At 26.1% G+C, this 25,998-nt stretch carries 28 protein-coding genes; 15 read left to right on the top strand and 13 right to left on the bottom strand.

The features are described from left to right. The first annotated feature begins 14 nt into the window (after window positions 1-14). A complete protein-coding gene (locus AMYT_RS08770; protein WP_114842172.1) occupies window positions 15-1,253 on the top strand; it encodes an L-lactate MFS transporter in 1,239 nt (412 codons plus the stop codon). 25 nt (window positions 1,254-1,278) lie between these two features. Here AMYT_RS08770 and AMYT_RS08765 read toward each other — a convergent pair whose 3' ends face one another. Then, a complete protein-coding gene (locus tag AMYT_RS08765) occupies window positions 1,279-1,968 on the bottom strand; it encodes an SDR family NAD(P)-dependent oxidoreductase (RefSeq protein WP_114842171.1) in 690 nt (229 codons plus the stop codon). Window positions 1,969-2,143: 175 nt separating this feature from the next. On the opposite strand from AMYT_RS08765, the gene AMYT_RS08760 reads away from it, so the two are divergent. The 9 genes from AMYT_RS08760 (at window position 2,144) to pdxH (ending at window position 8,813) form a co-directional block, all read left to right on the top strand. Continuing rightward, window positions 2,144-3,103, top strand: coding sequence for a methionine ABC transporter ATP-binding protein (locus tag AMYT_RS08760; protein ID WP_114842170.1), 960 nt, complete (start codon window positions 2,144-2,146; stop codon window positions 3,101-3,103). Continuing rightward, window positions 3,100-3,738 (top strand): methionine ABC transporter permease, encoded by a 639-nt coding sequence (locus tag AMYT_RS08755; RefSeq protein WP_114843176.1) that lies wholly within the window; start codon window positions 3,100-3,102, stop codon window positions 3,736-3,738. Before AMYT_RS08760 ends, AMYT_RS08755 begins: the two co-directional genes overlap by 4 nt. 12 nt (window positions 3,739-3,750) lie before the next feature. After that, window positions 3,751-4,554, top strand: a complete 804-nt coding sequence (locus tag AMYT_RS08750; RefSeq protein WP_162919492.1) for a MetQ/NlpA family ABC transporter substrate-binding protein — start codon at window positions 3,751-3,753, stop codon at window positions 4,552-4,554. A 120-nt stretch (window positions 4,555-4,674) separates the two neighbouring features. Then, on the top strand, window positions 4,675-5,811 hold the full coding sequence (locus AMYT_RS08745) for a hypothetical protein (protein ID WP_114842169.1): 1,137 nt from the start codon (window positions 4,675-4,677) through the stop codon (window positions 5,809-5,811). A gap of 78 nt (window positions 5,812-5,889) precedes the next feature. Then, complete coding sequence (locus tag AMYT_RS08740; RefSeq protein ID WP_114842168.1) at window positions 5,890-6,486, top strand: hypothetical protein; 597 nt, start codon at window positions 5,890-5,892, stop codon at window positions 6,484-6,486. A 75-nt stretch (window positions 6,487-6,561) separates the two neighbouring features. Beyond that, window positions 6,562-7,122, top strand: a complete 561-nt coding sequence (locus tag AMYT_RS08735) for an ankyrin repeat domain-containing protein (RefSeq protein ID WP_114842167.1) — start codon at window positions 6,562-6,564, stop codon at window positions 7,120-7,122. 63 nt (window positions 7,123-7,185) lie between these two features. Further along, window positions 7,186-7,635 (top strand): SRPBCC family protein, encoded by a 450-nt coding sequence (locus tag AMYT_RS08730; protein WP_114842166.1) that lies wholly within the window; start codon window positions 7,186-7,188, stop codon window positions 7,633-7,635. Continuing rightward, a complete protein-coding gene (locus AMYT_RS08725) occupies window positions 7,632-8,165 on the top strand; it encodes a glutathione peroxidase (protein WP_322934300.1) in 534 nt (177 codons plus the stop codon). Before AMYT_RS08730 ends, AMYT_RS08725 begins: the two co-directional genes overlap by 4 nt. A gap of 9 nt (window positions 8,166-8,174) precedes the next feature. Then, a complete protein-coding gene (gene pdxH, locus AMYT_RS08720) occupies window positions 8,175-8,813 on the top strand; it encodes a pyridoxamine 5'-phosphate oxidase (RefSeq protein ID WP_114842165.1) in 639 nt (212 codons plus the stop codon). 6 nt (window positions 8,814-8,819) lie between these two features. Here pdxH and AMYT_RS08715 read toward each other — a convergent pair whose 3' ends face one another. Next, window positions 8,820-9,287: a HugZ family pyridoxamine 5'-phosphate oxidase gene (locus AMYT_RS08715; protein ID WP_114842164.1), complete on the bottom strand. Its 468-nt coding sequence runs from the start codon at window positions 9,285-9,287 to the stop codon at window positions 8,820-8,822. A 97-nt stretch (window positions 9,288-9,384) separates the two neighbouring features. On the opposite strand from AMYT_RS08715, the gene AMYT_RS08710 reads away from it, so the two are divergent. Beyond that, on the top strand, window positions 9,385-10,806 hold the full coding sequence (locus AMYT_RS08710; protein WP_114842163.1) for a GGDEF domain-containing protein: 1,422 nt from the start codon (window positions 9,385-9,387) through the stop codon (window positions 10,804-10,806). 10 nt (window positions 10,807-10,816) lie between these two features. On the opposite strand, the gene AMYT_RS08705 is transcribed toward AMYT_RS08710, so the two are convergent. Beyond that, on the bottom strand, window positions 10,817-11,872 hold the full coding sequence (locus AMYT_RS08705; protein ID WP_114842162.1) for a hemolysin family protein: 1,056 nt from the start codon (window positions 11,870-11,872) through the stop codon (window positions 10,817-10,819). Between the two features lie 203 nt (window positions 11,873-12,075). On the opposite strand from AMYT_RS08705, the gene AMYT_RS08700 reads away from it, so the two are divergent. Continuing rightward, a complete protein-coding gene (locus AMYT_RS08700) occupies window positions 12,076-12,441 on the top strand; it encodes a hypothetical protein (RefSeq protein ID WP_114842161.1) in 366 nt (121 codons plus the stop codon). On the opposite strand, the gene AMYT_RS08695 is transcribed toward AMYT_RS08700, so the two are convergent. The 10 genes from AMYT_RS08695 to AMYT_RS08650 form a co-directional block, all read right to left on the bottom strand. Continuing rightward, on the bottom strand, window positions 12,438-12,758 hold the full coding sequence (locus AMYT_RS08695; RefSeq protein ID WP_114842160.1) for a DUF309 domain-containing protein: 321 nt from the start codon (window positions 12,756-12,758) through the stop codon (window positions 12,438-12,440). The two genes, AMYT_RS08700 and AMYT_RS08695, sit on opposite strands and share 4 nt — an antisense overlap. Then, complete coding sequence (gene uvrA, locus AMYT_RS08690; RefSeq protein WP_114842159.1) at window positions 12,745-15,564, bottom strand: excinuclease ABC subunit UvrA; 2,820 nt, start codon at window positions 15,562-15,564, stop codon at window positions 12,745-12,747. Before uvrA ends, AMYT_RS08695 begins: the two co-directional genes overlap by 14 nt. A 94-nt stretch (window positions 15,565-15,658) precedes the next feature. Next, window positions 15,659-17,827 carry a sensor histidine kinase gene (locus AMYT_RS08685; RefSeq protein WP_114842158.1) on the bottom strand — a complete coding sequence of 723 codons (2,169 nt, stop codon included), beginning with the start codon at window positions 17,825-17,827 and terminating at the stop codon, window positions 15,659-15,661. Between the two features lie 57 nt (window positions 17,828-17,884). Continuing rightward, on the bottom strand, window positions 17,885-18,619 hold the full coding sequence (locus AMYT_RS08680; protein WP_114842157.1) for a sulfite exporter TauE/SafE family protein: 735 nt from the start codon (window positions 18,617-18,619) through the stop codon (window positions 17,885-17,887). Further along, the gene (gene cysE, locus AMYT_RS08675; protein WP_114842156.1) at window positions 18,616-19,353 is read right to left on the bottom strand and encodes a serine O-acetyltransferase; all 738 of its coding nucleotides are present in this window, start codon (window positions 19,351-19,353) and stop codon (window positions 18,616-18,618) included. Before cysE ends, AMYT_RS08680 begins: the two co-directional genes overlap by 4 nt. A 2-nt stretch (window positions 19,354-19,355) precedes the next feature. Further along, window positions 19,356-21,155, bottom strand: a complete 1,800-nt coding sequence (gene speA, locus AMYT_RS08670) for a biosynthetic arginine decarboxylase (protein ID WP_114842155.1) — start codon at window positions 21,153-21,155, stop codon at window positions 19,356-19,358. A 1-nt stretch (window position 21,156) separates the two neighbouring features. Next, window positions 21,157-22,374, bottom strand: coding sequence for a histidine--tRNA ligase (gene hisS, locus AMYT_RS08665; RefSeq protein WP_114842154.1), 1,218 nt, complete (start codon window positions 22,372-22,374; stop codon window positions 21,157-21,159). Further along, on the bottom strand, window positions 22,367-22,933 hold the full coding sequence (tmk, locus tag AMYT_RS08660) for a dTMP kinase (RefSeq protein ID WP_114842153.1): 567 nt from the start codon (window positions 22,931-22,933) through the stop codon (window positions 22,367-22,369). The genes hisS and tmk overlap by 8 nt, the downstream gene beginning before the upstream one ends. Then, window positions 22,924-23,421 (bottom strand): pantetheine-phosphate adenylyltransferase, encoded by a 498-nt coding sequence (gene coaD / locus AMYT_RS08655; protein ID WP_114842152.1) that lies wholly within the window; start codon window positions 23,419-23,421, stop codon window positions 22,924-22,926. Before coaD ends, tmk begins: the two co-directional genes overlap by 10 nt. A gap of 3 nt (window positions 23,422-23,424) precedes the next feature. Further along, on the bottom strand, window positions 23,425-23,979 hold the full coding sequence (locus tag AMYT_RS08650) for a UbiX family flavin prenyltransferase (RefSeq protein WP_114842151.1): 555 nt from the start codon (window positions 23,977-23,979) through the stop codon (window positions 23,425-23,427). 318 nt (window positions 23,980-24,297) lie between these two features. Here AMYT_RS08650 and AMYT_RS08645 point away from each other — a divergent pair, with 318 nt between their 5' ends. From AMYT_RS08645 to hslV, 3 genes are all read left to right on the top strand, one after another. Continuing rightward, on the top strand, window positions 24,298-24,939 hold the full coding sequence (locus tag AMYT_RS08645; RefSeq protein ID WP_114842150.1) for a recombinase family protein: 642 nt from the start codon (window positions 24,298-24,300) through the stop codon (window positions 24,937-24,939). 70 nt (window positions 24,940-25,009) lie between these two features. After that, on the top strand, window positions 25,010-25,456 hold the full coding sequence (gene rplI / locus AMYT_RS08640) for a 50S ribosomal protein L9 (RefSeq protein WP_114842149.1): 447 nt from the start codon (window positions 25,010-25,012) through the stop codon (window positions 25,454-25,456). A gap of 5 nt (window positions 25,457-25,461) precedes the next feature. Beyond that, complete coding sequence (gene hslV, locus AMYT_RS08635) at window positions 25,462-25,998, top strand: ATP-dependent protease subunit HslV (RefSeq protein ID WP_114842148.1); 537 nt, start codon at window positions 25,462-25,464, stop codon at window positions 25,996-25,998.

Raw genomic sequence — 25,998 nt, 5'->3', positions numbered from 1 at the left:
ATGGGGAAATATATATGGAAAAAAATCGTTGGCTTATGGCTTTAGCTGCTGTTGGAGTTCATATTTGTATCGGTTCTGTTTACGCTTGGAGTGTATATGTAAATCCAATCCAACAACAGATGAATTGGAATTTAACAGATGTAACTATTGCTTTTAGTATAGCTATTTTCTTTCTTGGATTATCAGCTGCACTTATGGGTAAATTTGTAGAAAAAAATGGTCCTAGAGTTTCTGCAACTATTGCAGCTTTTGCTTTTGGTATTGGAACAGCAGGTTCAGGACTTGCTATTTTAATGGAATCAAAACTTCTTTTATACTTTTTTTATGGAGTTTTAGGTGGTTGTGGTTTAGGAATAGGTTATATCTCTCCTGTTTCAACTTTAGTAAAATGGTTTCCTGATAAAAGAGGAATGGCTACAGGTTTAGCTATTATGGGATTTGGATTTGCTTCAGCAATTTCAGGGCCTGCAATTAAACTTTTAATAGGTTCTGTTGGTATTGCAAATACTTTTTTTATTCTTGGGGCAGTTTACTTTGTAATTATGTTTTTATCTGCAATTTATTTAGAAAAACCTCAAGAAGGTTATATGCCAAAAAAATTTAAGAAAAAATTAGAAAGTGGAAAGAAAAAACTTAAAAAAGATTTATCTTCTATGGGATTAAATGAAGCAGTTAAAACTCCTAGATTTTATGGTCTTTGGATTATGCTTTTTATAAATGTTACTTGTGGAATTGCAATTATTGGAGTAGCTTCTCCTTTATTACAAGAAGCAATGGGTATGAGTGCTTTAGCAGCAGCTGCTGCTGTTGGTCTTATGGGAGTATTTAATGGGGCAGGAAGAATCTTTTGGGCTAGTATTTCTGATTTTTTAACTAGACCAGTTGTTTATATTATCTTTTTTGCAACACAAGCAATAGCTTTTTATGCATTACCTAGTATTAGTGAGCTTATCTTATTTCAAATTATTTTATATTTTATAATGTCTTGTTATGGTGGAGGTTTTGCTTCAATACCAGCTTATATTGGAGATATTTTTGGAACAAAAGAATTAGGTGCTATTCATGGGTATATTTTAACAGCTTGGGCAGCTGCTGGACTTGTTGGACCACTAATTATTTCAAATGTAAAAGATATGACAGGAAGTTATGCTCAAACGCTTTATGTTTTTGCAGGGTTTTTCTGTATTGCATTGGTTGTATCAATTGCAATGTTAATTAATATTAAAAAAATTAAAAAACAAAATAATCACTAATTAACAAAAGAGAAACTCTCTTTTGTTAAATTTTTCGAACATCAATAAAACTACCACTAGGAATAGTTTCAAGTTTTTCTAAAGTTTTATCAACTCTTTGTGCAGCCTCTTTTGGTGTTTGTATTTCACCTTCTTTTAATCTTTTTGCAGAAGGAAAAATCTCTTCATCAATTTCAAATCTAATATAATCTGTCATTGGTGTTTTTATTACTCCAGGGGCAATTGCATAAAGTTTAGTGTTTATTAACTCTTTTGCATATAAATTAATAAGCATATTAATTCCAGCTTTTGATAAACTATAAGAAGCCCAACCTTTTGAGCCATTTATTGAAGCTCCTGATGAAATTGCTAATATTTTTTCTACTTTACATTTTGCTAAAATATCAAGTATTTCTTTATTTGCAAAAACATTTATTTCAAAAACCTCTTTCATTTCATCTAAACTTAATAAATCAAGGGTTTTTATCTCACCTAATATTCCTGCATTTAAATATACTAATTCAAACTCTTTAATATTTAGTAAATATTCTTCTAAAAGTTTTTTAATTTTTAAAGTCTTTGATAAATCAATTTGTTTAAATTCAAAATCTTTATTTTCTATTGGAGGTTTTTTTCTTGAAAGACCAAATACCTTATAACCTTTTTGTAAATATAAATTAGTAAGTGCAAGTCCCAAGCCTGAGCTACAGCCAGTAATTAAGATATTTTTTTTCATAAAAAGCCTTTTTGTTTTAAATATTATTAAAATTTTTAGTAAATTTAGATTAAGTAAATTTTTGAGTATAAAATAAGCATTTAGTTATTGAAAAATTTCTAAAAGTTTTTATTAAAGGGTTTTATTAGTAGTATTTTAATATTATATTCAGTTAAAAATATTATAAGGTTTACTTTTGATAGAGATAAAAAATTTAAATAAATACTATGGGCAAATAAAAGTATTAAATAATATCAATCTTTCTATTGATAAAGGTGATATTTTTGCTATTGTTGGGCATAGTGGAGCAGGTAAATCTACACTTTTAAGATGTATAAATGGACTGGAAGATTACCATGAAGGCTCACTTTTAGTAAATAAAAAAGAGGTTAAAAACTTAACAAAATTAAAGTTAAGAGAGTTTAGAAAAAATATTGGAATGATATTTCAACATTTTTCACTTCTTCAAAGAAAAACAGTATTTGAAAATGTTTCTTTACCTATGGAACTTTGGGGATACTCTAAAGATGAAATAGAGAAAAAAGTTTTAAATCTTTTAGAACTTGTTGGTTTAGAAAGTAAAGTTAATTCTTATCCAAAAGAGTTAAGTGGAGGTCAAAAACAAAGAGTTGCAATAGCAAGAGCTTTAACTTTAGACCCTGAAATTTTACTTTCAGATGAAGCAACTTCTGCACTTGATCCAAATACAACTACTTCAATATTAAATCTTTTAAAAAAGATTAATAAGCAGTTAAATATTACAATTATTCTAGTTACTCACGAGATGGAAGTTGTAAAACAAATAGCTCAAAAAGCTTTACTTCTTGAGCATGGTAATATTATAGGTCTTGATGTAACAGAAGATTTATTTTTAAAACCTGATGAGAAAATGAAACACTTCTTAGGAGAAGAAGAAGTTGTACCAAAAGAGGGTGTTAATATTAAGCTATATTTTCCAAAAGATAATGCTTATCAATCACTAATTACTTCAATGGCAAGAGAACTTGATATTGATTTTAGTATTGTATGGGGTAAACTAGAAGAGATAAATACTCATATTATTGGAAATATGGTTATAAATATAAAAGAAGAACAAAAAGAAATTGTTTGTAAATATTTGGAAAATAGAGCTATTACTTGGGAGATTTTAAAATGATGGATATTTTACTGCCAGCAATTGGTGAAACTTTATATATGAGTTTAGTTTCTACGCTTTTAGCTGTTATTATTGGTTTTTTTACTGCAATAGTTCTTATTTTGACTCAAAAAGATGGACTTATGGAAAATATTAAACTTTATAGAGTTTTAGATGTGGTAATAAACACTTTAAGGTCATTTCCCTTTATTATACTTATGATTGTTCTTTTCCCTTTAACAAAGCTAATTGTGGGGAAAAGTATTGGAACTACTGCTGCTATAATTCCTTTAACTATTGGTGCAGCACCTTTTATTGCAAGATTAATTGAAAGTGCATTAAAAGAGGTAGATAATGGAGTGATTGAAGCTGCAAAATCATTTGGAGCTGGAAATTTTCAAATAGTTTTTAAAATAATGTTAGTTGAAGCATTACCTGGTATTATTTCAGCCATAACTTTGACTTTGATTACTGTTATTGGTTTCTCTGCAATGGCTGGTGCTGTTGGTGGAGGTGGATTAGGAGATGTGGCTATTAAGTTTGGATATTATAGATTTCAAACGGATATTATGCTATATACAGTTTTAATTTTAATAGTGCTTGTACAGATTTTTCAAAGTTTAGGTGACTATTTATATAAAATTACTAAAAAATAAGAAAGGATATAAATGAAAAACATTTTTAAGATTGTTTTAGTTGCACTTGTTGCATTATTTTTAGGTGCTTGTTCTGATAATGAAAAACCAAAAGAACAAGAAAAAACAGTTATTAAAGTTGGGGCAACTCCAATTCCACATGCTGAAATTTTACAAGAAGTAAAAAAAATCTTAGCAAAAGAGGGATATACACTAGAAATAGTAGAATTTACTGATTATGTAACTCCAAATATTGCAGTAGAAGAGGGTGAATTAGATGCTAACTTCTTCCAACACGTGCCATATATGGATGAGTTTAATAAAAATAAAAATACTCATATAGTTAAAACTGTAAATGTTCATTTAGAGCCAATGGGTGTTTATTCAAGTAAAATCAAATCTTTAAAAGATATTAAAGATGGTGATACAATTGCTGTTCCAAATGACCCTACAAATGAAAGTAGAGCTTTAGATATTTTACAAAGAGAAGGGCTTTTAACATTTAAAGATGTTGAATTAAAAACTGCAAAAGATATTTTAGATAATCCAAAAAATTTAAAAATTGAAGAGTTAGATGCTCCACAATTACCAAGAGTATTAGATGAAGTAACAGCAGCAGTTATTAATACAAACTATGCTTTATTATCAAATTTAAATCCATTAAAAGATGCTTTAGCAATTGAATCAAAAGATTCTCCTTATGCAAATATTGTTTCAGTTAAAGCTGGAAATGAAAATAAACCTTATATTCAAGCTTTAAATAAAGCTATTAATTCAGAAGAAATTAAAACATTTATAAGAACTAAATACCAAGGTGCTATAATAGAAGCATTCTAATTAAAAAAGAGGATTTTTGTCCTCTTTTTTAACTTTTTACTTTACAATCAACTCCCCTTTAGCTATAATCATAAAAATTATAAAAGGAAAAAACGTATCAGAAGATACTAAAATAGAATTTTGCAAGAATTTAAAATTAGCAACGAGATAAAAAATTTAGATTTAAATTATATAAAAGATAATCTATTTTTTTATAAATATGATAATAAAAATTTAACACTACTTTACGATGAAAATAAAAACTTAAAAGAAGAATCTTATGAAAGTGCAGCTTATCATAGTTTTAAAGGAGAAGTTTTTGAAAATATCATCTATGAACATTTACTAAGATATGCTAAAGAAAATGAAAATATTACTAGTTTTGTTTTAAAAGGTCCCCATCAAAATAAAAATAATATTTTTAAAAAAAATGGGTTACTAATAGATAAAGGTGCGCAAATTGTTTATAAATCTGTTTATAAAGATATAAGTGAATTTGATGCTTTATTTTTTACAAAAGATAGTATTTATTTTGTAGAAATGAGTAAATCAAAAAAAACAGCAGGTTTAAATAAAAGACTTTTTAAAAAATCAGCACTTTTAAAAATTCTATTTCCAAATCTTCAAATAAAAGCTTTGATAGTTTTAACAGAGGGTTCAACAGGAATAAGTAGATTTCCTGATTATTGTACTATTTGGATAACAAAAGATTTTAATGATGATAAACTTCTTAAAGATTTGATTTTTAAAAATACCAATCATGGAAAACTAATTAAATACACAGAAGAAAAGTATATTGAAGCAATAAATGTTAATTATAAAAAGTTTTCATATTTTCAAACTTTAGAGTGGATTTTATTAAAAAGTAGGTCTCATAAAACTCATGCAGTAGATTTGAATTTTTTTAGAACTTATAAACTATCTTTATATTTTGATGTTTTTACAAAACTTTATATTGGTTATATACAAATAAAAGATTTTAAACAAATTGTTCCATATAAAGAGAGTATAAAAGAAAATAGAGTAATTGTTACTATTGAAAAGATAAATCAGAAAAAATTTGCAATAGTTTATTATGTAAGACATACAAACTATAAATTAAAAAGAGTGTTTTTTTTAGATGATAAATTACAAGTTGAAGATAAAGACCCAGAGGGCTTTACAAATAAAGAGACAAGATTTATTGCAAAAATATTTAAACCAGAACATAGACTTCTTATTAAAAATATAAATAATATAAGTAAAAAACTTCAAGAGGGCATAATTACTTCAATGTAATTAAAAAGTAATCAAAATATAGGTTTTATATTGCTTTTATTAAAAGCTATTATAATAGACAAAAAATTTGGAGTTTAAATGGTATTTCTTGAGGCTTTTGGTGCGGTATTTTCTATTTTAGGGGCATATTTAATGTCTTTAAGTACAAAAGATAACCAAAGACCTTTGTATCTAGCCTTTATTAGCTTTTTATGTGCAAATCTTTGCTTATTTGCTTTTTTCCTTTTTGAGGGAAAAATTCCTATGATTATGCAATTACTATTCTTTTATGCTGGTGCTTTTTTAGGAGTTATAAAAAAGTCTTTAAATCCTAAAAGAGATTTTAGAATCTTAGCTTTTATAACTTTAATTTATGTGCTTATTTTATTAATCGCATTTTATTTTAAATCAATTACATCAATTGAATTTGAAATCTTACCTATTGATACTTGTGCTGCTTCAATGGCAATTATTGGGAACTTTTTATTATCAAGTCATAGTCATATAAGAAGATCGTATGCTTTTATTTTATTTTTTCTTGCAGATGTTTTATATGTATATGTGGGATATTCAAATGGTTTTTATTTCTTTATGGCCCAATCAGTATTTTTTATTTATACTTCTTTAAATGGGTATAAAAATACAATGAAAGAAGAGATACAAGAGTATTTAAATAAATTTAAAAGCAAAAATTAATTTTGATAACTATTATCAATTAATTTTAAGTTTGTTTTTGCTATGATTTTTTTAGTTTAATAAAAAGGTCATATTATGAGTACAAATTTTTTTATTGAGAATAAATCTTTAAATAAAAGTTTTTCACTAAAAAAACTTCTTTTTAGTGGGTTAGATATTAATTATCAAGATAAAGATGGCTGGTGCGTACTTTTTGAATCAATAGCCTATAATGAAAATATAAACTCTCTTATTTCTTTAGGAGTTAATATTAATATTAGAGATAAAAAAGGAAGAAATGCTTTATATTGGGCAATTAAATTTAAAAATCATGAAGCAGTAAGACTTTTAATAAAAAATTATATTAATACTTATGTAACTCCAACTTTATCAGCAGTTCATTTTGCTATTTATAATGATGATGTAAAGATGTTAAAGACTTTGAAAAATTGTGGACTTGATTTGAACTTTTTAGATGAGATAAATGCAACAGGATTAATTTATGCAGTTTTATATAATAAATTGCATTGTATTGATTACTTACTAAAAAATGGTGCAAATATTTATGAAAATGACACTTTAGGTAATAGTGCATATTCATTGGCAAATGAATTACAAATAAAAAGTGTAATTACAAAGTTTAATAAACGAAATTAACTGACAAAAAAACTATATATAAATACTTCTTTACTAGTTATAATTAAATAAAAAGGAGTATTTATGAAAACATTTACAAAAGAAACTTATATAAATACAACGTTAGAAGAATTATTTGCTTTTCATATGGATACAAATAATCTTTTAAAAATAACTCCTAGTAATATAAAAGCAACTTTATTAACAAAAAATATTCAGCCTAAAGAGGGACAAGTAATTAGTTTAAAAACTACAAAAAACTTTTTAAGCTTTTTATGGATTATTCGTATAAAAAAAATAGAATATCCAAAGTTATTTATAGATGAAGCTTTAAAATCTCCATTTAAATTTTGGGAACATCAACATATCTTTGAAAAAAGAGGTAATAAAGTTTTACTTAAAGATGTGGTAAGATATGAACTTCCTTTTGGATTTATTGGAAGGATTTTTAGTAGTTTTATTCAAAGTGATTTAGAAAAGATGTTTGATTTTCGTCATAAAGTAACAAAAAATATTTTAGAAGGAAAAATATGAAAATAATAGTTATTTTCTTAATATTTTTATCTTCTTTATTAGGAGAGAATATGCAAAGTATATATGATATTGAAGTTAAAACAATTGAAGGTAAAACTATAAAAATGAGTGAATATAAAAATAAAGTTTTACTTATTGTAAATGTTGCAAGTTTTTGTGGCTTTACTTCTCAATATGAAGGTTTAGAAAAACTTTATAAAAAATATAAAACTAAAGATTTTGTAGTTTTAGGTTTCCCTTGCAATCAGTTTATGAATCAAGAACCAGAAGATGAACAAAAAATAAAAGAGTTTTGTTCTTTAACATATGATGTAACTTTTCCAATGTTTTCAAAAGTTGAAGTAAATGGAGAAAATACACATGATTTATATAAACTTTTAAAACAAGAAGCTTCTGGAGTATTGGGAACAGAGGCAATAAAATGGAATTTTACAAAATTTTTAGTTAATAAACAAGGAAAAATAGTGGAGAGATTTGCTCCTTCTACAACACCTGAAAGTTTAGAAAAACAGATTGAAAATTTACTTTAGGAGATTTTCGTGGACTTAAGTTCTATGAGAGAAGAGTATGTAAATCAAGGTTTACGAAGAAAGGATTTAGATGACAATCCTATAAAGCAGTTTGAAAAGTGGTTTGAACAAGCAATGAGTGCAGATTTAATTGAGCCAAATGCTATGAGTTTAGCAACAGTGGGAGAGGATATGATGCCTTCAATTAGGACTGTATTATTAAAGTTTTTTGATGAGAGTGGTTTTGTATTTTTTTCAAATTATGAAAGTGTAAAAGCAAAACAACTAGAACAAAACCCAAAAGCAGCAATTCATTTTGCTTGGTTAGGTTTAGAAAGACAAGTAAAAATTGAAGGAGTAATTGAAAGAATTTCTTCAACAAAATCTTTAAAATATTTTCTTTCTCGCCCTAAAGGGAGTCAAATAGGGGCTTGGGTATCACAACAAAGTCAAGTTATAAGCTCAAGGTCAGTTCTAGAAGCAAAATTCAATGAGATAAAAAGTAAATTTGTAAAAGGGGAGATACCTTTTCCTTCTTTTTGGGGAGGGTATATTTTAAAACCTCAAAAGATTGAGTTTTGGCAAGGTGCAAAGCATAGGTTGCATGATAGATTTGTTTATACTTTAAAAGAAGATAATAAATGGCAAATAGATAGATTAGCTCCGTAAGCTAATCTATTTATGTCCTGTTGCTTTTTTTGCAATTAACTCATCAAAATTTTTCCCTTTTATTTCATAAGCTTTTCCAAACCCAAAAACAGCTTCTCCATAAAAAACCTCTGCTTCATATAGATTAAAATCACTCATTTTTCTTAAAGTTGCAATAGTATTATCAAGCTTTTCAAATTTATCTAATACCTCTTTGTATAAAAGTATATCTTTTGAAATAACTTCTACTCTTGCTTGAAAAACTACTCTTTTTCTTGCGAAAATATTTTCAGTTTTTTGTTCATCTTCTATAAAAAATAGTGAAACTTTTTGAGTTTTTTTTAGATTATGTGAATGTTTTGCCATATTGCTTAGATAAAAGTAATATTTGTTATGTACTTTTATATAAGGTGCATAACTTGTAAAAGGAAAATCATTTTCATCAATTGTAGATAAGACTACACTTTTAAAAGATTTCAGGAAATTATTTAGCATTTTTTCTCTTTTTATTTTGATTATATCTTTAAAAATTTAAAAGATTTTATAATAATAAAGTATACTTATAAAAATTTATTTTAAATTGGACACTTTTATGTTAAATAAACAAACTATGATTCTTTCTACAATTCTATTACTTTTTTTTGGTTTTTGTTTTACTTCATATAGTAGTTATAAAATTGCAGCAGAGATTACAAAAGAAGAGGTTAAACATAAATCTCTACCTTTAAGTAGTGATAATATCTATTCTGAAATTCAAAGAGATTTAATAAAACCAAATTTAATTTCTTCTTTTATGTCAAATGATACTTTTTTAAAAAATTGGATTATTGATGGCGAAAAAAATATAAATAATATAAAAGATTATTTAGAAATGATAGAAAAAAAATACCAAGCTTCTATTAGTTTTTTAGTTTCTGAAAAAACAAAGGCTTATTATTATTCAAAAGGTATTTTAAAATATGTAAGTGCTTCAAATGAAAGGGATATTTGGTTTTATAGGGTTAAGGCTTCCCATAGTGATTATGAATCAAATATAGATTTAAGTTTAGCAAATAATGATGCTTTAACAATTTTTACAAACTTTAAAATTATTGATAAAAATGGAAATTTTTTAGGAGTAACTGGTGTTGGATTAGAGACAAATCATGTTGCAAATTTATTAAAACAGTATAAAAAAAAGTATAAACATGATATTTATTTTGTAAATAGCAAATATGAAGTAGTATTAAGTAGTAATGATAAAGAGAAAATAAAAGTTAGTAAAATTGCAAAATTAAAAGAGATTATTGATAATGCTTCTTTGGGGAATAAAGAGTTTTATGAGTATGTTTTTGAGGATGAAAACTATTATTTAAATATTAGATATATAGATGAATTAGATTTGTTTTTATTTGTTGAAACAAAAGAAAAAGATTTTCTAAAAAAACTTAATGAAAATCTATTTTCAGAGATTTTAATTGCTTTTAGTGTAGTAGTGGTTATTTTAATATTTACTTATTTTTACTTTTTTACTTATCAAAAAAATCTAGAAGAGTTTGCAAAAATTGATAAATTAATAAGTTTATATAATAGAAATATTTTTGATATAGAATTTGTAAAGCTTATAGAAAAAAACAATAAATTTAGTATTATTTTACTTGATATTGATGATTTTAAATTTATAAATGATACTTATGGACATAAAATAGGAGATGAAATACTTATTATAGTTTCAAAGATTTTAAAAGCAACTCTTAGAAAAGATGATTTTATTGCTAGATGGGGAGGAGAAGAATTTATTATTCTTTTAAATGAAACTTCTAATGATAATTTATTTAAAATTGCTGATAATATAAGAGTTGTAATTAAAGAAAATAAGCAAATTAGAAACATAATAAAAAAAGAATTAACAGTTAGTGTTTCTATTGCTACATTAAAAGATAATGAGACAAAAGATGAATTTTTTATTAGAGTTGATAAGACTTTATATAAAGCAAAAAATAAAGGGAAGAATAGGGTAGAAATTTCAGAATAAAGAGAAAGGATTATTTCCCCTCTTTATTCCCTTTTTCTTTTCTTTTAGCTTTCATTTTATTTATAGCTAATTTTCTCATATCCGCAATAGTATCAAGTTCATCCATAATTTCTAAACCTAATAAAGTTTCAATACAATCTTCAAGTGTAACTAAACCTTCAGTTTGGTCATAATTATCAAGAACGATAAACATATGCTCTTTTTTCTGAATAAATTTATTTAATGCTTTTGCAACTGGTATATTCTCATTTAGAGTAAATACCGGAGTCATAATATTTTCTACTGAAACATTTTTATCTTTTATAGCTTGTTTGAACAGTTTTTTTGTTAAAACTACCCCAACGATATTGTCAATAGTTCCATCATATACTGGTACTCTTGAAAATTTAAAAGTTCTTTTATCTTCTAAAATATCTTTTATAGCAATATCTTTAGGTACAGCATACATAACAGACCTTGGTGTTAAAATATCTTTTACTTTAACTCCATTTAATGTTAATGTATTTTCTATAATATCTGATTCTAAATCTCCAATAACTCCTTCTTCTTCACTTAAAAGTGTAGAGTGTATTAACTCTTCTCTTGAAAAGAAATCATTATTTGTAGAGTTTTTTGATATTTTCTTTGTAACAAATTGAGTTATAACAATTATTGGATATGTTATAAATACAAATATATTGATTAGTCTTGCTGCAATAGATGCTAATTGTTTCCAATATACTGCACCAATTGTTTTTGGAATAATCTCTGCAAAGAAAAGAATCATAAATGTTAGAATTATTGATATTATCATTACTATTGTGGCATGACCTTCAAATACATTTTGCGCTTGTACTCCAATAGCAGTTGCTCCAAGAGTATTTGCAATTGTATTAATAATAAGAATTGACGCAATAGAAATATCAATATCTGATTTTAGTTTTTTAAGCAATTTCCCTGTTGTTGGATCTTTTTCTTCCAAAACAGAAATATAAGAAATTGTTGTTGATAGAATCACTGATTCTAAAACTGAACATAGGAATGACGTACCAATTACAATAAAAAATAGAATAATTAAAAGTTCCATTTTTTCTCACCTGTAATTAAATTGCACCTCTGGGAACTATCTTCCAATAAATACTCCTTTGATAGTTATAATTTGTGTTGCTTGTAGTTTTCAGAAAAACACGCCACATCATATCTAAAAAAAACTTTAAAACAAAATATTTGACAAAGCTTATAATAATTTTATATAATTTTAATATAGAAACTTTTAAAAAGGAGGTTGTTATGGAATATGGAGTTGTACCAAAACTAGATGTTTATGTAAATGAACAAGCACAAAAGATTCAAAAAGTGCAACCTTCAAATGATAGTTCGAAAGTAGTTGAAGGAAAAGAATCATCTAGTTTTATAAATAATGAGATTTTAAAAGCAGAAGAAACTACAAAAGTTTCTAAAGTTGAAAATAGTGCAAAAAGTAATTTCATTGAATATACTTTAACAAATTTTAATTTTGGATTTAATAATAATTCAAATGAATTTTTTGTAAGAGCAATTAGAGGAGAAGCTGAAAATCAATACCCAACTGATGAAATGATGAGATTAAAAGCCTATTTATTAAAATCACAACATGAAGTAGCTGAAATTTCTTAAAAATTAATCAGCTCTTCTTTTTTCTCTTCTAATAATATAGAAGCATAATAGTATTTTGGCATATTTTTAAAAGAAACCTGCTTTAAAAGAGGTTTATATTTTATATAAACAGGCCAAACTTTTTTAAAGCCCTCAGGCCTTTTTTTATTATAAAAAAGTGCAAGGGCAGTTGCAGCATTTATAAGGCCTTGTAAAGCTTTTGCTTCTTTTTTTAAGCCTTGTTTTTTATACTCTTTCCAATCTTCCTCTAAAAGTTCATGTGCTTGTATAAAATTATGCTCTTCAATAGCTTTTATAAACTTATCAATTGCTTCCATTAATCTCTTTATCTAAATAGTAACCTGTATATGAGTTTGTTTGTTTATGTGTTCTTGCTAACTCTTCTGGTGTTCCTTGTGCTATTATTTTTCCACCTTTACTTCCACCTTCTGGTCCTATATCAATAATCCAATCAGAGTTTTTAATAATATCTAAGTTGTGTTCAATTACAAGAACAGAGTTTCCAACTTCTACTAAATGATGTAAAACTTTTGTAAGTCTATCAACATCAGCAAAATGTAATCCTGTTGTTGGTTCATCTAAAACATATAAAGTATTTCCTGTATCTTTTTTACTTAACTCTTTACTTAATTTAATTCTTTGAGCTTCTCCACCACTTAAAGTTACTGCATTTTGTCCAAGGGTAATATATCCTAATCCCACATCACTTAATGTTTTAAGTTTTGCATAAACTTTTGGAACTTTTGCAAAGAAATCTAAAGCTTCATCTACACTCATATCAAGAACATCTGCAATACTTTTGCCTTTATATAAAATTTCTAAAGTTTGCTTATTGTATCTTTTTCCATGACATTCATCACATTTAACCATAATATCTGGTAAGAAGTGCATTTCAATTTTTATTTCACCTTCTCCTTGACACTTCTCACATCTTCCACCTTTTACATTAAATGAGAATCTTCCTACTTTATATCCTCTTAAACTTGCTTCTTTTGTTTTAGAAAATAGAGTTCTTATTTCATCCATAAGTCCTGTATATGTCGCTGGATTACTTCTTGGAGTTCTTCCAATAGGGCTTTGGTCTAAATAAATAACTTTATCTAGATTTTCAAGACCTGTAATTTCTACTCCATCAACTTTTTTTACTTTTCTTGCATGATTTAATAACTCTTTTGCCACAGGAAGAAGCGTTTGTAAAATCAATGAAGATTTTCCACTACCACTAACTCCTGTAATTGAACATAAATTTCTAAGAGGAATTTGTACATCAAGATTTTTAATATTATTAATATTTACATTTTTTATTTCAATAAAATCCTCTTGAGGTCTATTATGTAAATAAGAGATTTGTTTTTTTCCTGATACATATTGAGCAGTTAATGTATTTGCTTTTAACATCTGTTTTAAAGTTCCAGCAAAAACAATCTCTCCCCCATATTTTCCAGCTTTTGGTCCAATATCTACAATATAATCTGCTTCTTTTATTGTCTCTTTATCATGTTCAACTACAATTACAGTATTTCCTTTTTCTTGTAGTGCTTTTAAAGTTTTAATTAATTTTGTAGTATCTCTTTCATGTAAACCAATTGAAGGTTCATCTAATACATACATTACTCCTGTTAATCCTGAGCCAATTTGTGAAGCAACTCTAATTCTTTGTGCTTCTCCTCCTGAAATAGTTCTAGCATCTCTTCCTAAAGTTATATATCCTAAGCCCACATCATATAAAAAGAAGATTCTTTCTTTTATCTCTTTTAAAATAGGTGCAGCTATCATTTTATTTCTTTCATTAAAGTAGCTAAAGTTTTTTTCATCTTGGAAAAAAGCATGGGCATCTTCAATTGGTAAGTTTATAATATCTGCAATTGTTTTTTTAGCAACACTTACACTTAATGAAGAGGGCTTTAATCTATTACCATTACATGAGTCACAAGTTTTTTCTGTCATATAATCAGCCATATCTTTTTCATCTTTAACCATATTATATGCGATTTTTACAATACCTTCCCATTTTCTAGTAAGCTTATGTCTTTTCCATGTGAATTGTGCATCTTCAACTCCACCGTGTAAAATAGCTTTTCTTTCATGTGATTCTAATTCACAAAATGGTTTATTCATATCAATATTGGAAGCTTCACAAAAAGCAGTAAGCATTTTAAAATAGTAACCTTTATTAAATCCATAGATTATTTTTATTGCTCCATCTTTAATACTTAGATCTTCATCTATAATTTTCTTCATATCTAATGTATATCTTATCCCTAAACCATCACAAGAAGGGCAAGCACCTTTTGGTGAGTTAAAAGAAAAACTTAAAGGTTCAAGTGGTTCAAAAGAGATTTTACAATCAAAGCAGGCCATATGTTCTGAATAGTGTATATGTTTTTCACATTCAACTTCTTCATGGTTTAAAACTTCAACTTCTAACTCTCCAAAACTCTCTTTTAAGGCTTTTTCAACATCTTGGGCAATTCTATCTCTATTTTCTTCTTTTACTACAACCCTATCTACAACTATTTTAATTGTATGCATTTTATTTTTTTCTAATTCAATCTCTTCATCAAGTCTTACCATAACTCCATCAATCATAGCTCTTACATAACCTTTATTTCTAAGGCTTTCTAATAAATCAGCAAAAGTTCCTTTTTTTCTATTTATAAGTGGGGCTAGTATTACTATTTTTGCTTCATTTGGCAAAGATAAAACTTGTTCAATAACATCAGAAGAACTCATTTGTGAAATTGGTTGTCCACATTGATGACAATGTTGTTTTCCAACTCTTGCATATAAAAGTCTAAAGTAATCATAAACTTCTGTAATAGTACCAACTGTTGATCTTGGATTTTTAGAAGTTGTTTTTTGATCAATTGCAATTGCTGGAGTTAAACCTTCTATTCTTTCCACATCAGGTTTTCCTACTTTATCTAAAAACTGTCTGGCATAAGCAGATAGTGATTCTATATATCTTCTTTGCCCTTCTGCATATAAAGTATCAAAAGCAAGAGTTGATTTTCCTGAACCTGATAATCCAGTAAAAACAATTAGTTTATTTTTTGGAATTTCTAAATTTATATTTTTTAAGTTATTTTCTTTTGCGTTATATATTTTGATTGAATCTTGCATAAATAGTCCATCTTATTTTAATTTTAAAAACGCCTATTATACCAAATAAAAATGAAACTAATATATAATAAAGAATTGAGATTTAAAAGTAGGGCTATAGGGGAATCTCTATTATAAATTCAGCACCTTTTTGCTCTTTATTTTTATAATTAAGAACTTTAATTGTTCCATTTAAATGGTTTGTTATTATTTCTTGAGACATATAAAGTCCTATTCCTGTTCCTTGTAATTTATCTTTTGTTGTAAAATAAGGTTCAAAAATCTTATCAATAAATTTTAAAGGAACACCTCCTGCATTATCTTTTATAGATATTTTTAAAAGATTTTTTTCAATTAGTGATTTTATAGTTATTGTTTTATTTTCTATTTTAATATTTTTTAAAGCATCTTTTGCATTATTTATTAAATTTAAAAGAACTTGTACAAATTCATTTTCAACACCATATATACTTACTTCTTCAATTTGTGTTTTTAGTTCAATATCATTATTTTTTAAAGAAGCACTTGAAAGTATAATAGCCCTTTGTATAGCATCTTTAATACTAAAATTTGCTTTTTGATTTTGATTTTTAAAAAAATCAGTAAAATCATCAATTGTATCAGAAAGATATTTTGAAGATTTTAATATCCCATCACAAAATTCTGGTATCTCTTCTTGATGTAAAATTTCCAATTCATGTTTTAATTTTAACCCAGAAGCAGAAGAGCTAATAACACTTAAAGGTTGTCTCCATTGGTGTGCAATATTTCTTAACATTTCTCCCATTGAAGCCATTTTTGATTGTTGAAACATAATATGGTCTTTTTCTCTTAAAAGCTTTTCTTGCTCTTTTAATTTTGTAAAATCACTAAATACAGCAATATAATTAATAGGTTCATTATCTAAATCATATACTGTATTAATAGTTAGCCATTGGGGGTAACATTTGCCATTTTTATTTTTATTTATAATTTCACCTTCCCAATATCCATTTTTATTTATCTCTTCCCAAAGTTCTTTATAAAATGAAATTGGATGTTTATTTGATTTTAAAAACTTTGGATTTTTACCTAATATTTCCTCTTTTGTATAGCCTGTAATATCTGTAAAAGCTTTATTGGCAGAAAGAATATCTCCTTGTAAATTAGTAATAAAAATACCTTCTTTTGTATTTTGATAGATTGTATTTGCTTGTCTTAAAGCCTTTTGTACTTTGACTTTATTTGTTACATCATGAATAATTGAATAAAGAATTTTTTTGTTTTCATATTCTAATGGTCCTGAAAAAACCTCCACATCTTTAATTTCATTTGATTTTAATTTATGTCTAAATAAAAAGCTATCTCTTTTTTCTTCTTTTGCTAATTTCATTTCATATTGAATCTCTTCTTTTGATAAAGTATTTATATTAGAAATAAAAATCTTTTTTATCTCTTCTAAACTATATCCATAAAAATTCAAAGCAGCTTTATTTGCATCTAAAATTTTTCCATCTTTTGGATCTATAAATAGTACAGGAACTTTATTTGCTTCAAAAAGTTGTATATAACTTTTTTTACTATCTTCAAGAAGTTTTTGATTTTTGATTTTATCTGTTAAATCCCTAGCAATTGCAAAAATAGCAAAGGGTTTGTTATTTTCATTTAGTAATAAGATTTTTTTTGTTTGAATATATCTTTTTTGATTTTTATGATTTTTTATCCAAAACTCATAACATTGAGTTTTCCCTGTTTTTAAAAGCTCTTTATCAAATGAGTTAATAAAATGTGCTAGTTCTTTATTTATAAAATCTTTATCTTTTTTACCTAGAAGCTCTTTTTTTTCTAAATTTACAAATTTACAAAAGGCATCATTACACTCTATATATTCGAAATTTAAATTTTTATAAAAAATCAAGTCATCAATTGAGTTTAGAATATTATTAATTTTAAGTTGAGTTTTATTAAATGCTAACTCTTCAATACTTCCAATATAAACCTCTTCATTATTTAAAATAATTTTTGTTGATTTATCCATAAAAGATTTTGATTTATTATTTTTATCAAAAATATGAAAAGTAAATTCTATATAGTCTTTTTTATTTTCAAGTTTATTAAAAGAAAAGAGTTTTTTATCTTCTAAAATTATTTGAGCAAATAAATTTTCAAAGTTTGAAGAATTGGGATTATTTATTGAAAAGAACTTATTTTTTGTATGCCAAATAAGTTCTTTTGTTTTAGGATTCCATTCATAAATAAGATTTGAAGAGTTTTCTTTTAATAATCTAATAAAATTACTTTTCATAGTAAACCCTTTTTTTGTATTTATTTCTTTAATATGTTACAAAAAAATAACTAAATTTTAAAAGGTTTTACTTATCATTAAGATTAAAACAGAAAGATTTAAGAAAAGAATATATTTTTTATAAGAGTTCGAATGTATTAAATTCTTAGCTTTTATTCCAAAATATACTCCCACTAAAGAAGCAATTCCCACATAAAATCCTTCTTCATATAACATTTGACCATGATATGAAAGTGAACTAAACCCTGCAATTGATGAAAAAACTACAAAAAATAGACCTAGTGAAGTTGCTTTTTTTAAACTATAATTCATAAATCCAACTAAAATAGGTGTTAGCATAATTGAGCCACCAACTCCAATACTCATTGCAATAAGCCCGATAATAAAACCAATAAACATTAATAAAAGTATATTTTGTTTTTTTGGTTCTTCTTTTGGTTCAGCAGGAGAAAAAAAGATTCGTACAATTGAAAAAACAACTATGGCAATAAATAAATATTGTAAAGATAAATTGGATACATTAGAGATAATATATCCACTAAATAATCCACCAATAGTTCCACCCAATCCAATAAATATCCCATCTTTTAGAACATCAAGACTTTTTTTAAGGTTTAAAAAGCTTCCAAAGATTGAACTAAAAACCATTTGCATTATAGAAATAGCAATAGCTTCTTTCATTGTAAAGCCAATAAAGATAAGTAAAGGAACTAATATCATTCCTCCACCAACTCCAAAGAACCCAGAAATAAATCCTGTAATAAGTCCTAAAAATAAAAGTTCAATAATCATTTTTTTATTGAGTTCATTGCTTGAATAAATCTTTCATAAATCTCTTCAAGTTCTTTATCTTCACTACTTAAATCTATACCTTCATATTTTTTAACTGCATTTTCTAATACTGCTACTCTTTTTAGAAGATAATCAAACATCTCTTTATTAATATCTGGTAAATCATCATGAGATAATTTGCATTTTTTATCATCTCTTTTAATGATTTTTGCAGGTACTCCTACTGCTGTACAATTTTTTGGAACATCGCAAATTACTACAGAGTTTGCTCCTATTCTTGAGTTTTTTCCAATAGTAATATTTCCTAAAACCTTTGCTCCACTACCAATTACACAATTTGATTTAATTGTAGGATGTCTTTTCCCTTTATTTAAAGAAACTCCACCTAGTGTTACTCCTTGGTAGATAAGCACATCATTTTCAACAATTGCAGTCTCTCCAATTACAACTCCAATTGCATGGTCTATAAATACTCTTCTTCCTATTTGACATCCTGGATGAATATCTGTTTTAGTTAAAAAAGTAGAAATTCCACTTATTATTCTTGATAATCTTTTAAAATTCTTTTTGTATAAAGCATTTGCTACTCTATAATTTATTATTGCCCAAACTCCTGGGTAGTTAAAAAATAACTCCAGCGTTGAGTTTAATGCTGGGTCATTTTTTTTTGGAACTGTAAAATCTTCTTTTATTAATTGCCAAAGAGATAATTCCTCTTCTTGTGTATCATGCATATTTAACTCCAAGTTGTTTTTAGATATGAATTATCATTTAAATATTTTTCTAAAATTTCATAAGTTTCTTTATCATCTAATTTTGAATTTAAAATTGATTTAATTTCATTAGTATCATAATCAATATCTTCTAATATATCTATAATTTTTTGTGATTCAATAATTTGTTCAAGTTTAACTTCACCATTTTTATCAAAGTTTACATTTACTTCTGTTGGATGAGAGAATAGGTTATGTTTCATACCTAAAACATCTTGATATGCTCCAACTTGGAAGAAACCTAAGAAATAATCCTCTTTATTTAAATCCACATCATGTAAATATAAAGGTTTATTTGGATTAAATTCTATTTCTCCATCACTATCACAAGTAATATCCCATAAAGAAGCACTTCTTGTAGGTTTTTTATTTAGATGAGTTATTGGCATAATTGGAAACTCTTGGTCAATTCCCCAAAAATCAGGAAGAGATTGGAAAATAGAAAAATTTAATAGATATTTTTCTTGAATTTTATTATCTATTCTTTTTAACTCCTCATAATCATCAACTTCTAAAAATGAGATAGCTTTTTTAATAATTAGATTTGCTAAAATTTCTGCATTTGATCTATCTGTTAAATCAATATATCCTAAATCAAATAGCTTTAATAATGACTCTAAGTGGTCAATACTATCGTGCATATATTCCAATGCTGTTCTTTTTTTCATATCTTTATATAAATCATTTAACTCTTCAATTAAAGGAGGATTTACATCTTTTAGTCTTAAGTGTTCAGCTTCATATTCAGCAGAAAATAGCTCTAAAACAGGTGCAATTAAAACAGCACTTGAAGCTGAGATAAATCTTCCTGATTCTGTGAAAATATTTGGTTCTTCAACATTTTTTTGTCTTGCAATATTTTTAAGTGTAAATACAACATCATTTGCAAACTCTTGTAAAGAGTAGTTAATTGTTCTATTAAATTGAGAATATTCAATTGCTAATCCACCACCAATATTAATTGCTTGTAGATTTTTTGCACCAAGATTTTTAAGTTCAGCATAAATATGCCCTGATTCTTTTAGTGCATTTTTTAAAGGCTTAATAGTATTCATAGCAGAACCAATATGAAAATGAATCATAGTTAGATATTCACAAAGATTATTATTTTCTAACATCTCATAAGCTTCTAAAATCTCAGTTGAACTTAATCCAAATTTAGAATCAATTCCCCCTGATTTTGCCCATGCTCCACTTCCACTATTAAATAGTCTAACTCTTAAACCAATACTTGGGCATGGAAGGTTTGTCTCTTTTGCTACTTGAACTATAGTTTCAAGTTCATTTAATCCTTCAATAATTAAAGTTATATTATGTCCCATTTTTTTAGCAATAAAGCCTAAATGAATCATCTCTTTATCTTTAAAACCATTTACTGTAATAGGTGCATTTTTATTATATGTCATAGCAATAAAAAGTTCAGCTTTACTTCCAGCTTCTAATCCATAATTATGTTTTTGTCCAGATTTTATTAAAGGTTGAACAAAAGTAGGGAATTGATTAACCTTTAAAGGGAATACTGCATTAAAAGTTCCATTATAAGAGTTTTCTTTTATTGCTTTGTTATATGTATCAAAAAGTCTATTTATTTGCTTTTCTATTAGGTGAGGGAACCTAAAAAGTAAAGGTCCTTTATAATTTTGTTTTCTTATATTTTTAACTAATGAGATTAGTGAGGGTTTACTTTTATAATTAATTTTAAGTAACCCATCTTCAATAAAAAAGTTATTATCACTCCATATATCTATACCAAAAGTATCCAATTTATAAATCCTCAATATTAATTTTATTTTCAATTTTTGTAGTTAAGTTCTTAACATACACTGTATTATCATTTAACTCATCTTCTCCAATTAGAACTACTACATTTGCACCTACTTTTTCAGCATTTGTAAAATGTTTTGCAAAACCTCTTGAAGTATATTCAATAAAAGTCAAGTTTGTTTTTCTTTTAATATTTGCCACTTTCATTACTTGATTTAAAGCTTTTTCACTTAAAGCACCAATATAGTAAATATCTTCTGCTTCTTCTTTTATTTTTACAAGTTCAAGTAATCTTTCAATTCCAATAGCAAATCCAATTCCAGCAGTTGATTTTCCACCTAAGAACTCAACAAGTCTATCGTATCTTCCTCCACCTGCAATTGCACTTTGAGCACCAATTTCATTACTTACAAATTCAAATGCAGTTTTTGAGTAGTAATCTAAACCTCTAACTAAATTTGAATCAATCTCATATGAAACTTTATTAAAATCTAAAATCTCTTTTAATTTTTCAAAATCACTATCACAAGAAGCACATAGATTATTTGTTATTTTAGGTGCATTTTGTAAAAGAGATTGACACTTTTCATTTTTACAGTCTAATACTCTAATAGGGTTTGTTTCAATTCTTCTGTTGCAATCTTCACAAAGTTCTGTTTTGAAACTGCTTAAATGAGTTACCAAATTTTCTTTATAAGTTGGCATACACTCTTTACAACCAAGAGAGTTTAATTTTAAGCTAAATGAGATACCAAAGAAATCTAAAATATCTTTTATCATCATTATAATATTTGCATCTTCATAAACACTACTTACACCAAATACTTCTGCTCCAAATTGGTGGAACTCTCTTAATCTTCCTTTTTGAGGTCTTTCATATCTAAACATAGGACCATAGTAGTACCATCTTTTTATTCCACCTGCTTTATCAAATTTATTTTGAATAAAACTTCTAACTACTCCAGCAGTCCCCTCCGGTCTTAGGCAAACATCATTGTCACCTTTATCTATAAATTGATACATCTCTTTATTTACAATATCAGAACTCTCACCCACACTTCTTTTAAATAAAGCTGTCTCTTCTAATATTGGTGTTTCTATATATTCAAATCCATAATTTTTTGCAATTTTAGAAGCATTCTCACAAAAGTATGTAAATAATTTACTATCATTTGCTAATATATCTTTCATACCTCTTAAACTTTGTATATTACTCATTTAAAAAATCCTCTATATCTTTTGAAATATCTTCAATGCTTAAACTAGCATCTATAAATCTATAATTTAAATTTAATTTTTTTATTGTTTCTTCCATTCTATTTTGAATTTCAAGAAGATAATCAATCCCTCTTGCTTCAATTGAATCATGCTCTTTTTTAGATAATCTATTTTGCAACTCTTCTTTTGAAAGTTTTAATAAAATTACATGGGTTGGTAAAGTATTATTTGTTGCAATTAGATTTAAATCTATTACTGTTTGTAAAGATAAATTTTTTGCATAGGCAATTCCTGAGATCATTGATCTATCAGAGATAACCATCTTATCTTTATTTGCTAAAATTACTTCATATATATGTTCTGCTCGATCTGCTAAAAAAAGAAACATTTCAGCAAGTTTTGATTTTGCTTCACCTTCTAAAGCCATCTGTCTAAGCTTTATTCCAATTTGTGTTCCACCAGGCTCTTTTGTAAAAATTGCCTCTTTATATTTTTTAGCTAAAATTTCTAATTGAGTAGATTTTCCAGCCGTATCAATTCCTTCAATTACTACATACATTTTAAAACTTCTTTTGGTACAAGATGGCAAAAGCTTCCATTAAATAAAATAAGTTCCCTTACAATTGTAGAACTTACAAAGGCATTTTCCAAAGTTGGCATTAAATAAAGTGTTTCTAAATTTTTATTAATTGAAGAGTTTGCATACCCCATTTGTAATTCATATTCAAAATCACTAACTGCTCTTAATCCTCTAATAATTGTATTTATTTTCATAGAAGTTGCAAGCTCAACTAATAAAGTATCAAATCCTATTACTTTTACACCAGGCATATTTTTAGTTGCCTCTTGTGCAAATTTTACTCTTTGTTCATGGGAGAACATAGGACTTTTTCTTTCACTTTTTGCTACTGCAATAATAACTTCATCAAAAATATTTGAAGCTCTTCTTACAATATCCATATGGCCATTTGTAATTGGATCAAATGTTCCACTGTATATAGCTTTTTTATATGAAGCTATATTATTTGTATCAACTTTCTTATCCATAAGCTATTCCCATCTTTTATATAAATTATTTTTAATTTCTAATAAATCAAACCATTTACCTATTAGAAAGTTTTCCATCTCTTCTAATGATTGTTGATTTGAATAATAACCTAAAATAGGAGGTGCAATTATTACTCCAAGTTGAGATAATTTATACATATTTTCTAAATTGATAGTATTGTATGGCATCTCTCTTGGGGCTAAAATTACATCTTTTTTTTGTTTAAGCATAACTGTAAAAGCTCTAGTGATTAATGAATCAGATATTCCAACTGAGCATTTTGCTAAGGTATTCATTGAACAAGGGAGTATTATCATTTTATCAACTCCAAAAGAACCAGAAGCAATAGAAGCTGCAATATCATTATCTTTAAATATTTTTATATTTTTTTTATCTTCAAAATATTTATTTAAAGAGATATTTTCTTCTAATTTTAAAGCAGTTTTTGCACTTTGTGAAGCAACTAGAAAAAGTTCAATTTCACTTGGAAGTTTATTTATAAATTTCAAAGCTAAACTTGCTCCACTTGCTCCAGTAATTGCAACAATTAATTTCAATACAAAATCCTTTTTAGATTAGTAAATTTTAAATATAGATAATAGCTAAAAAATACTTTAGAGCAAATCAAAAAATGAAAAAATAATTTTCTTAAATAGAGGAATAAGGCTTTCCTTTTTCAAACTTTTCAAAATGTATAAGCAATAGTTGTATAACAAAAAAATCAAAAGATTGAAAAAATGGTAATACTGAAAATAAAAATTAAGCTATTATTTATAAAAAACATATTAACATTTCGTATAATATTAAATAATATAATTATAACAAGATGTCTAAACTATTTAGTTATAATACTACTTATTGTTAAAGGATTTTTAATGTCTAAAATTTTTAGTTTTATTCGAATAAATAGGAATTATGAGGAATATACTACTCATCAAGTTGAAGTGATTAATGAATATATCAAAAGACAAAATATTAAAATATACCAATCAATTGAAATAGAAATAAATACTCCAAATGATGAAAAAAATATATTGGATTTTTTAAAAAACTGTCAAAATAAATCAACATTATTAGTTTCAGATTTAACAGTTTTTGGAAGAACAATTGAGACGATTTTAGAGATAGTTAAGTTTTTACTTAGTAATAAAATTAGAATAATTGTTGTTAGTCAAAATCTTGATTTAATAGATGATAATGATATGCTAACTCAAATGATTTTAGGTGTAATTTCTATGACTTTAAAACTTGAAAAAGATTTAATGAGTATTCGAACAAAAGAGGCTTTAACTGCAAAAAAATTAGAAGGTGCAAGTTTAGGAAAACCAAAAGGTACAATTCAAAAATCTAAATTTGATAATCAAAGAGAGAAAATTGAAGAGCTATTATCTGTTGGTTTATCAGTTAGAAAAATAGCAAAATTACTTGGTTATAATAATCATATAGGACTTAATAATTATGTTAAAAAAAGGAATATTAGACAAAATTTGCCTAATGCTCTAGATTTAGCAAGCTAGAGCGCATTAATTTTCACTTTAAACTAATTATTGTACAATAACCACCAATTAAACAAAAATTGGAGTTATTGTGAAAGTATTATTAATTAAAGATGTAAAAGGCTTAGGAAAAGCTGGAGAAGTAAAAGAAGTAAAAGACGGATATGGGAAAAACTTTTTAATAGGAAAAGGTCTTGCTTTACACGCTACAAATGAAGTATTAAAAAAATATGAAGCTCAAGAAAGAAAAGCAAAAGAGCAAGAAGCTTTAGAAATAGAAGAAGCTAAAACTTTAGCAGAAACTATAAACTCAACAAAACTTACAATCAAACATAAAATTGGAGCAAATGGACATTTAATTGGTTCAGTTACTAATAAAGAAATTAGTGAGGCTTTAAAATCTCAGTTTGATATAGAATTAGATAAAAAACATATTACATTAGATAAAAAAATTAAAACACCAGGTATTTTTGAAGTTGATTGTAAATTAGGACATGCAGTTCATGCAACTTTAAAAATAGATATTATTGAAGAGTAAAATAGATGTTTGAAGCAACTACGATATTAGCTTATAAAGGTGAAAACCAAGCAGTAATTGGTGGTGATGGTCAAGTTACTTTTGGAAACTCTGTTTTAAAAGGTAATGCTACAAAAATTAGAACTTTATATAATGGAAAAATTTTAGCTGGATTTGCAGGAAGTACAGCAGATGCTTTTAATCTTTTTGATATGTTTGAAGAACATCTACAAACAACAAAGGGTGATTTGCTTAAAGCTGTTATTGCTTTTTCTAAAGCTTGGAGAAAAGATAAAGTTCTAAGAAGATTAGAAGCTATGATGATTGTTTTAAATAAAGAACATATTTTTATTTTAAGTGGAACAGGAGATGTTGTTGAACCAGAAGATGGGAAAATAGCTTCAATTGGAAGTGGTGGAAATTTTGCAATTTCTGCTGCAAGGGCACTTGATAAGCATTCAAACTTAGAACCTGAAGCATTAGTAAAAGAGTCATTAATGATAGCAGGTGAATTATGTATATATACAAATCAAAATATTAAAATATTAAAAATAGAGGAATAA

The organism is Malaciobacter mytili LMG 24559 (assembly GCF_003346775.1).
In the GTDB taxonomy this organism is placed as follows: domain Bacteria; phylum Campylobacterota; class Campylobacteria; order Campylobacterales; family Arcobacteraceae; genus Malaciobacter; species Malaciobacter mytili.
This window is presented reverse-complemented; position numbering and strand designations above follow the sequence as displayed.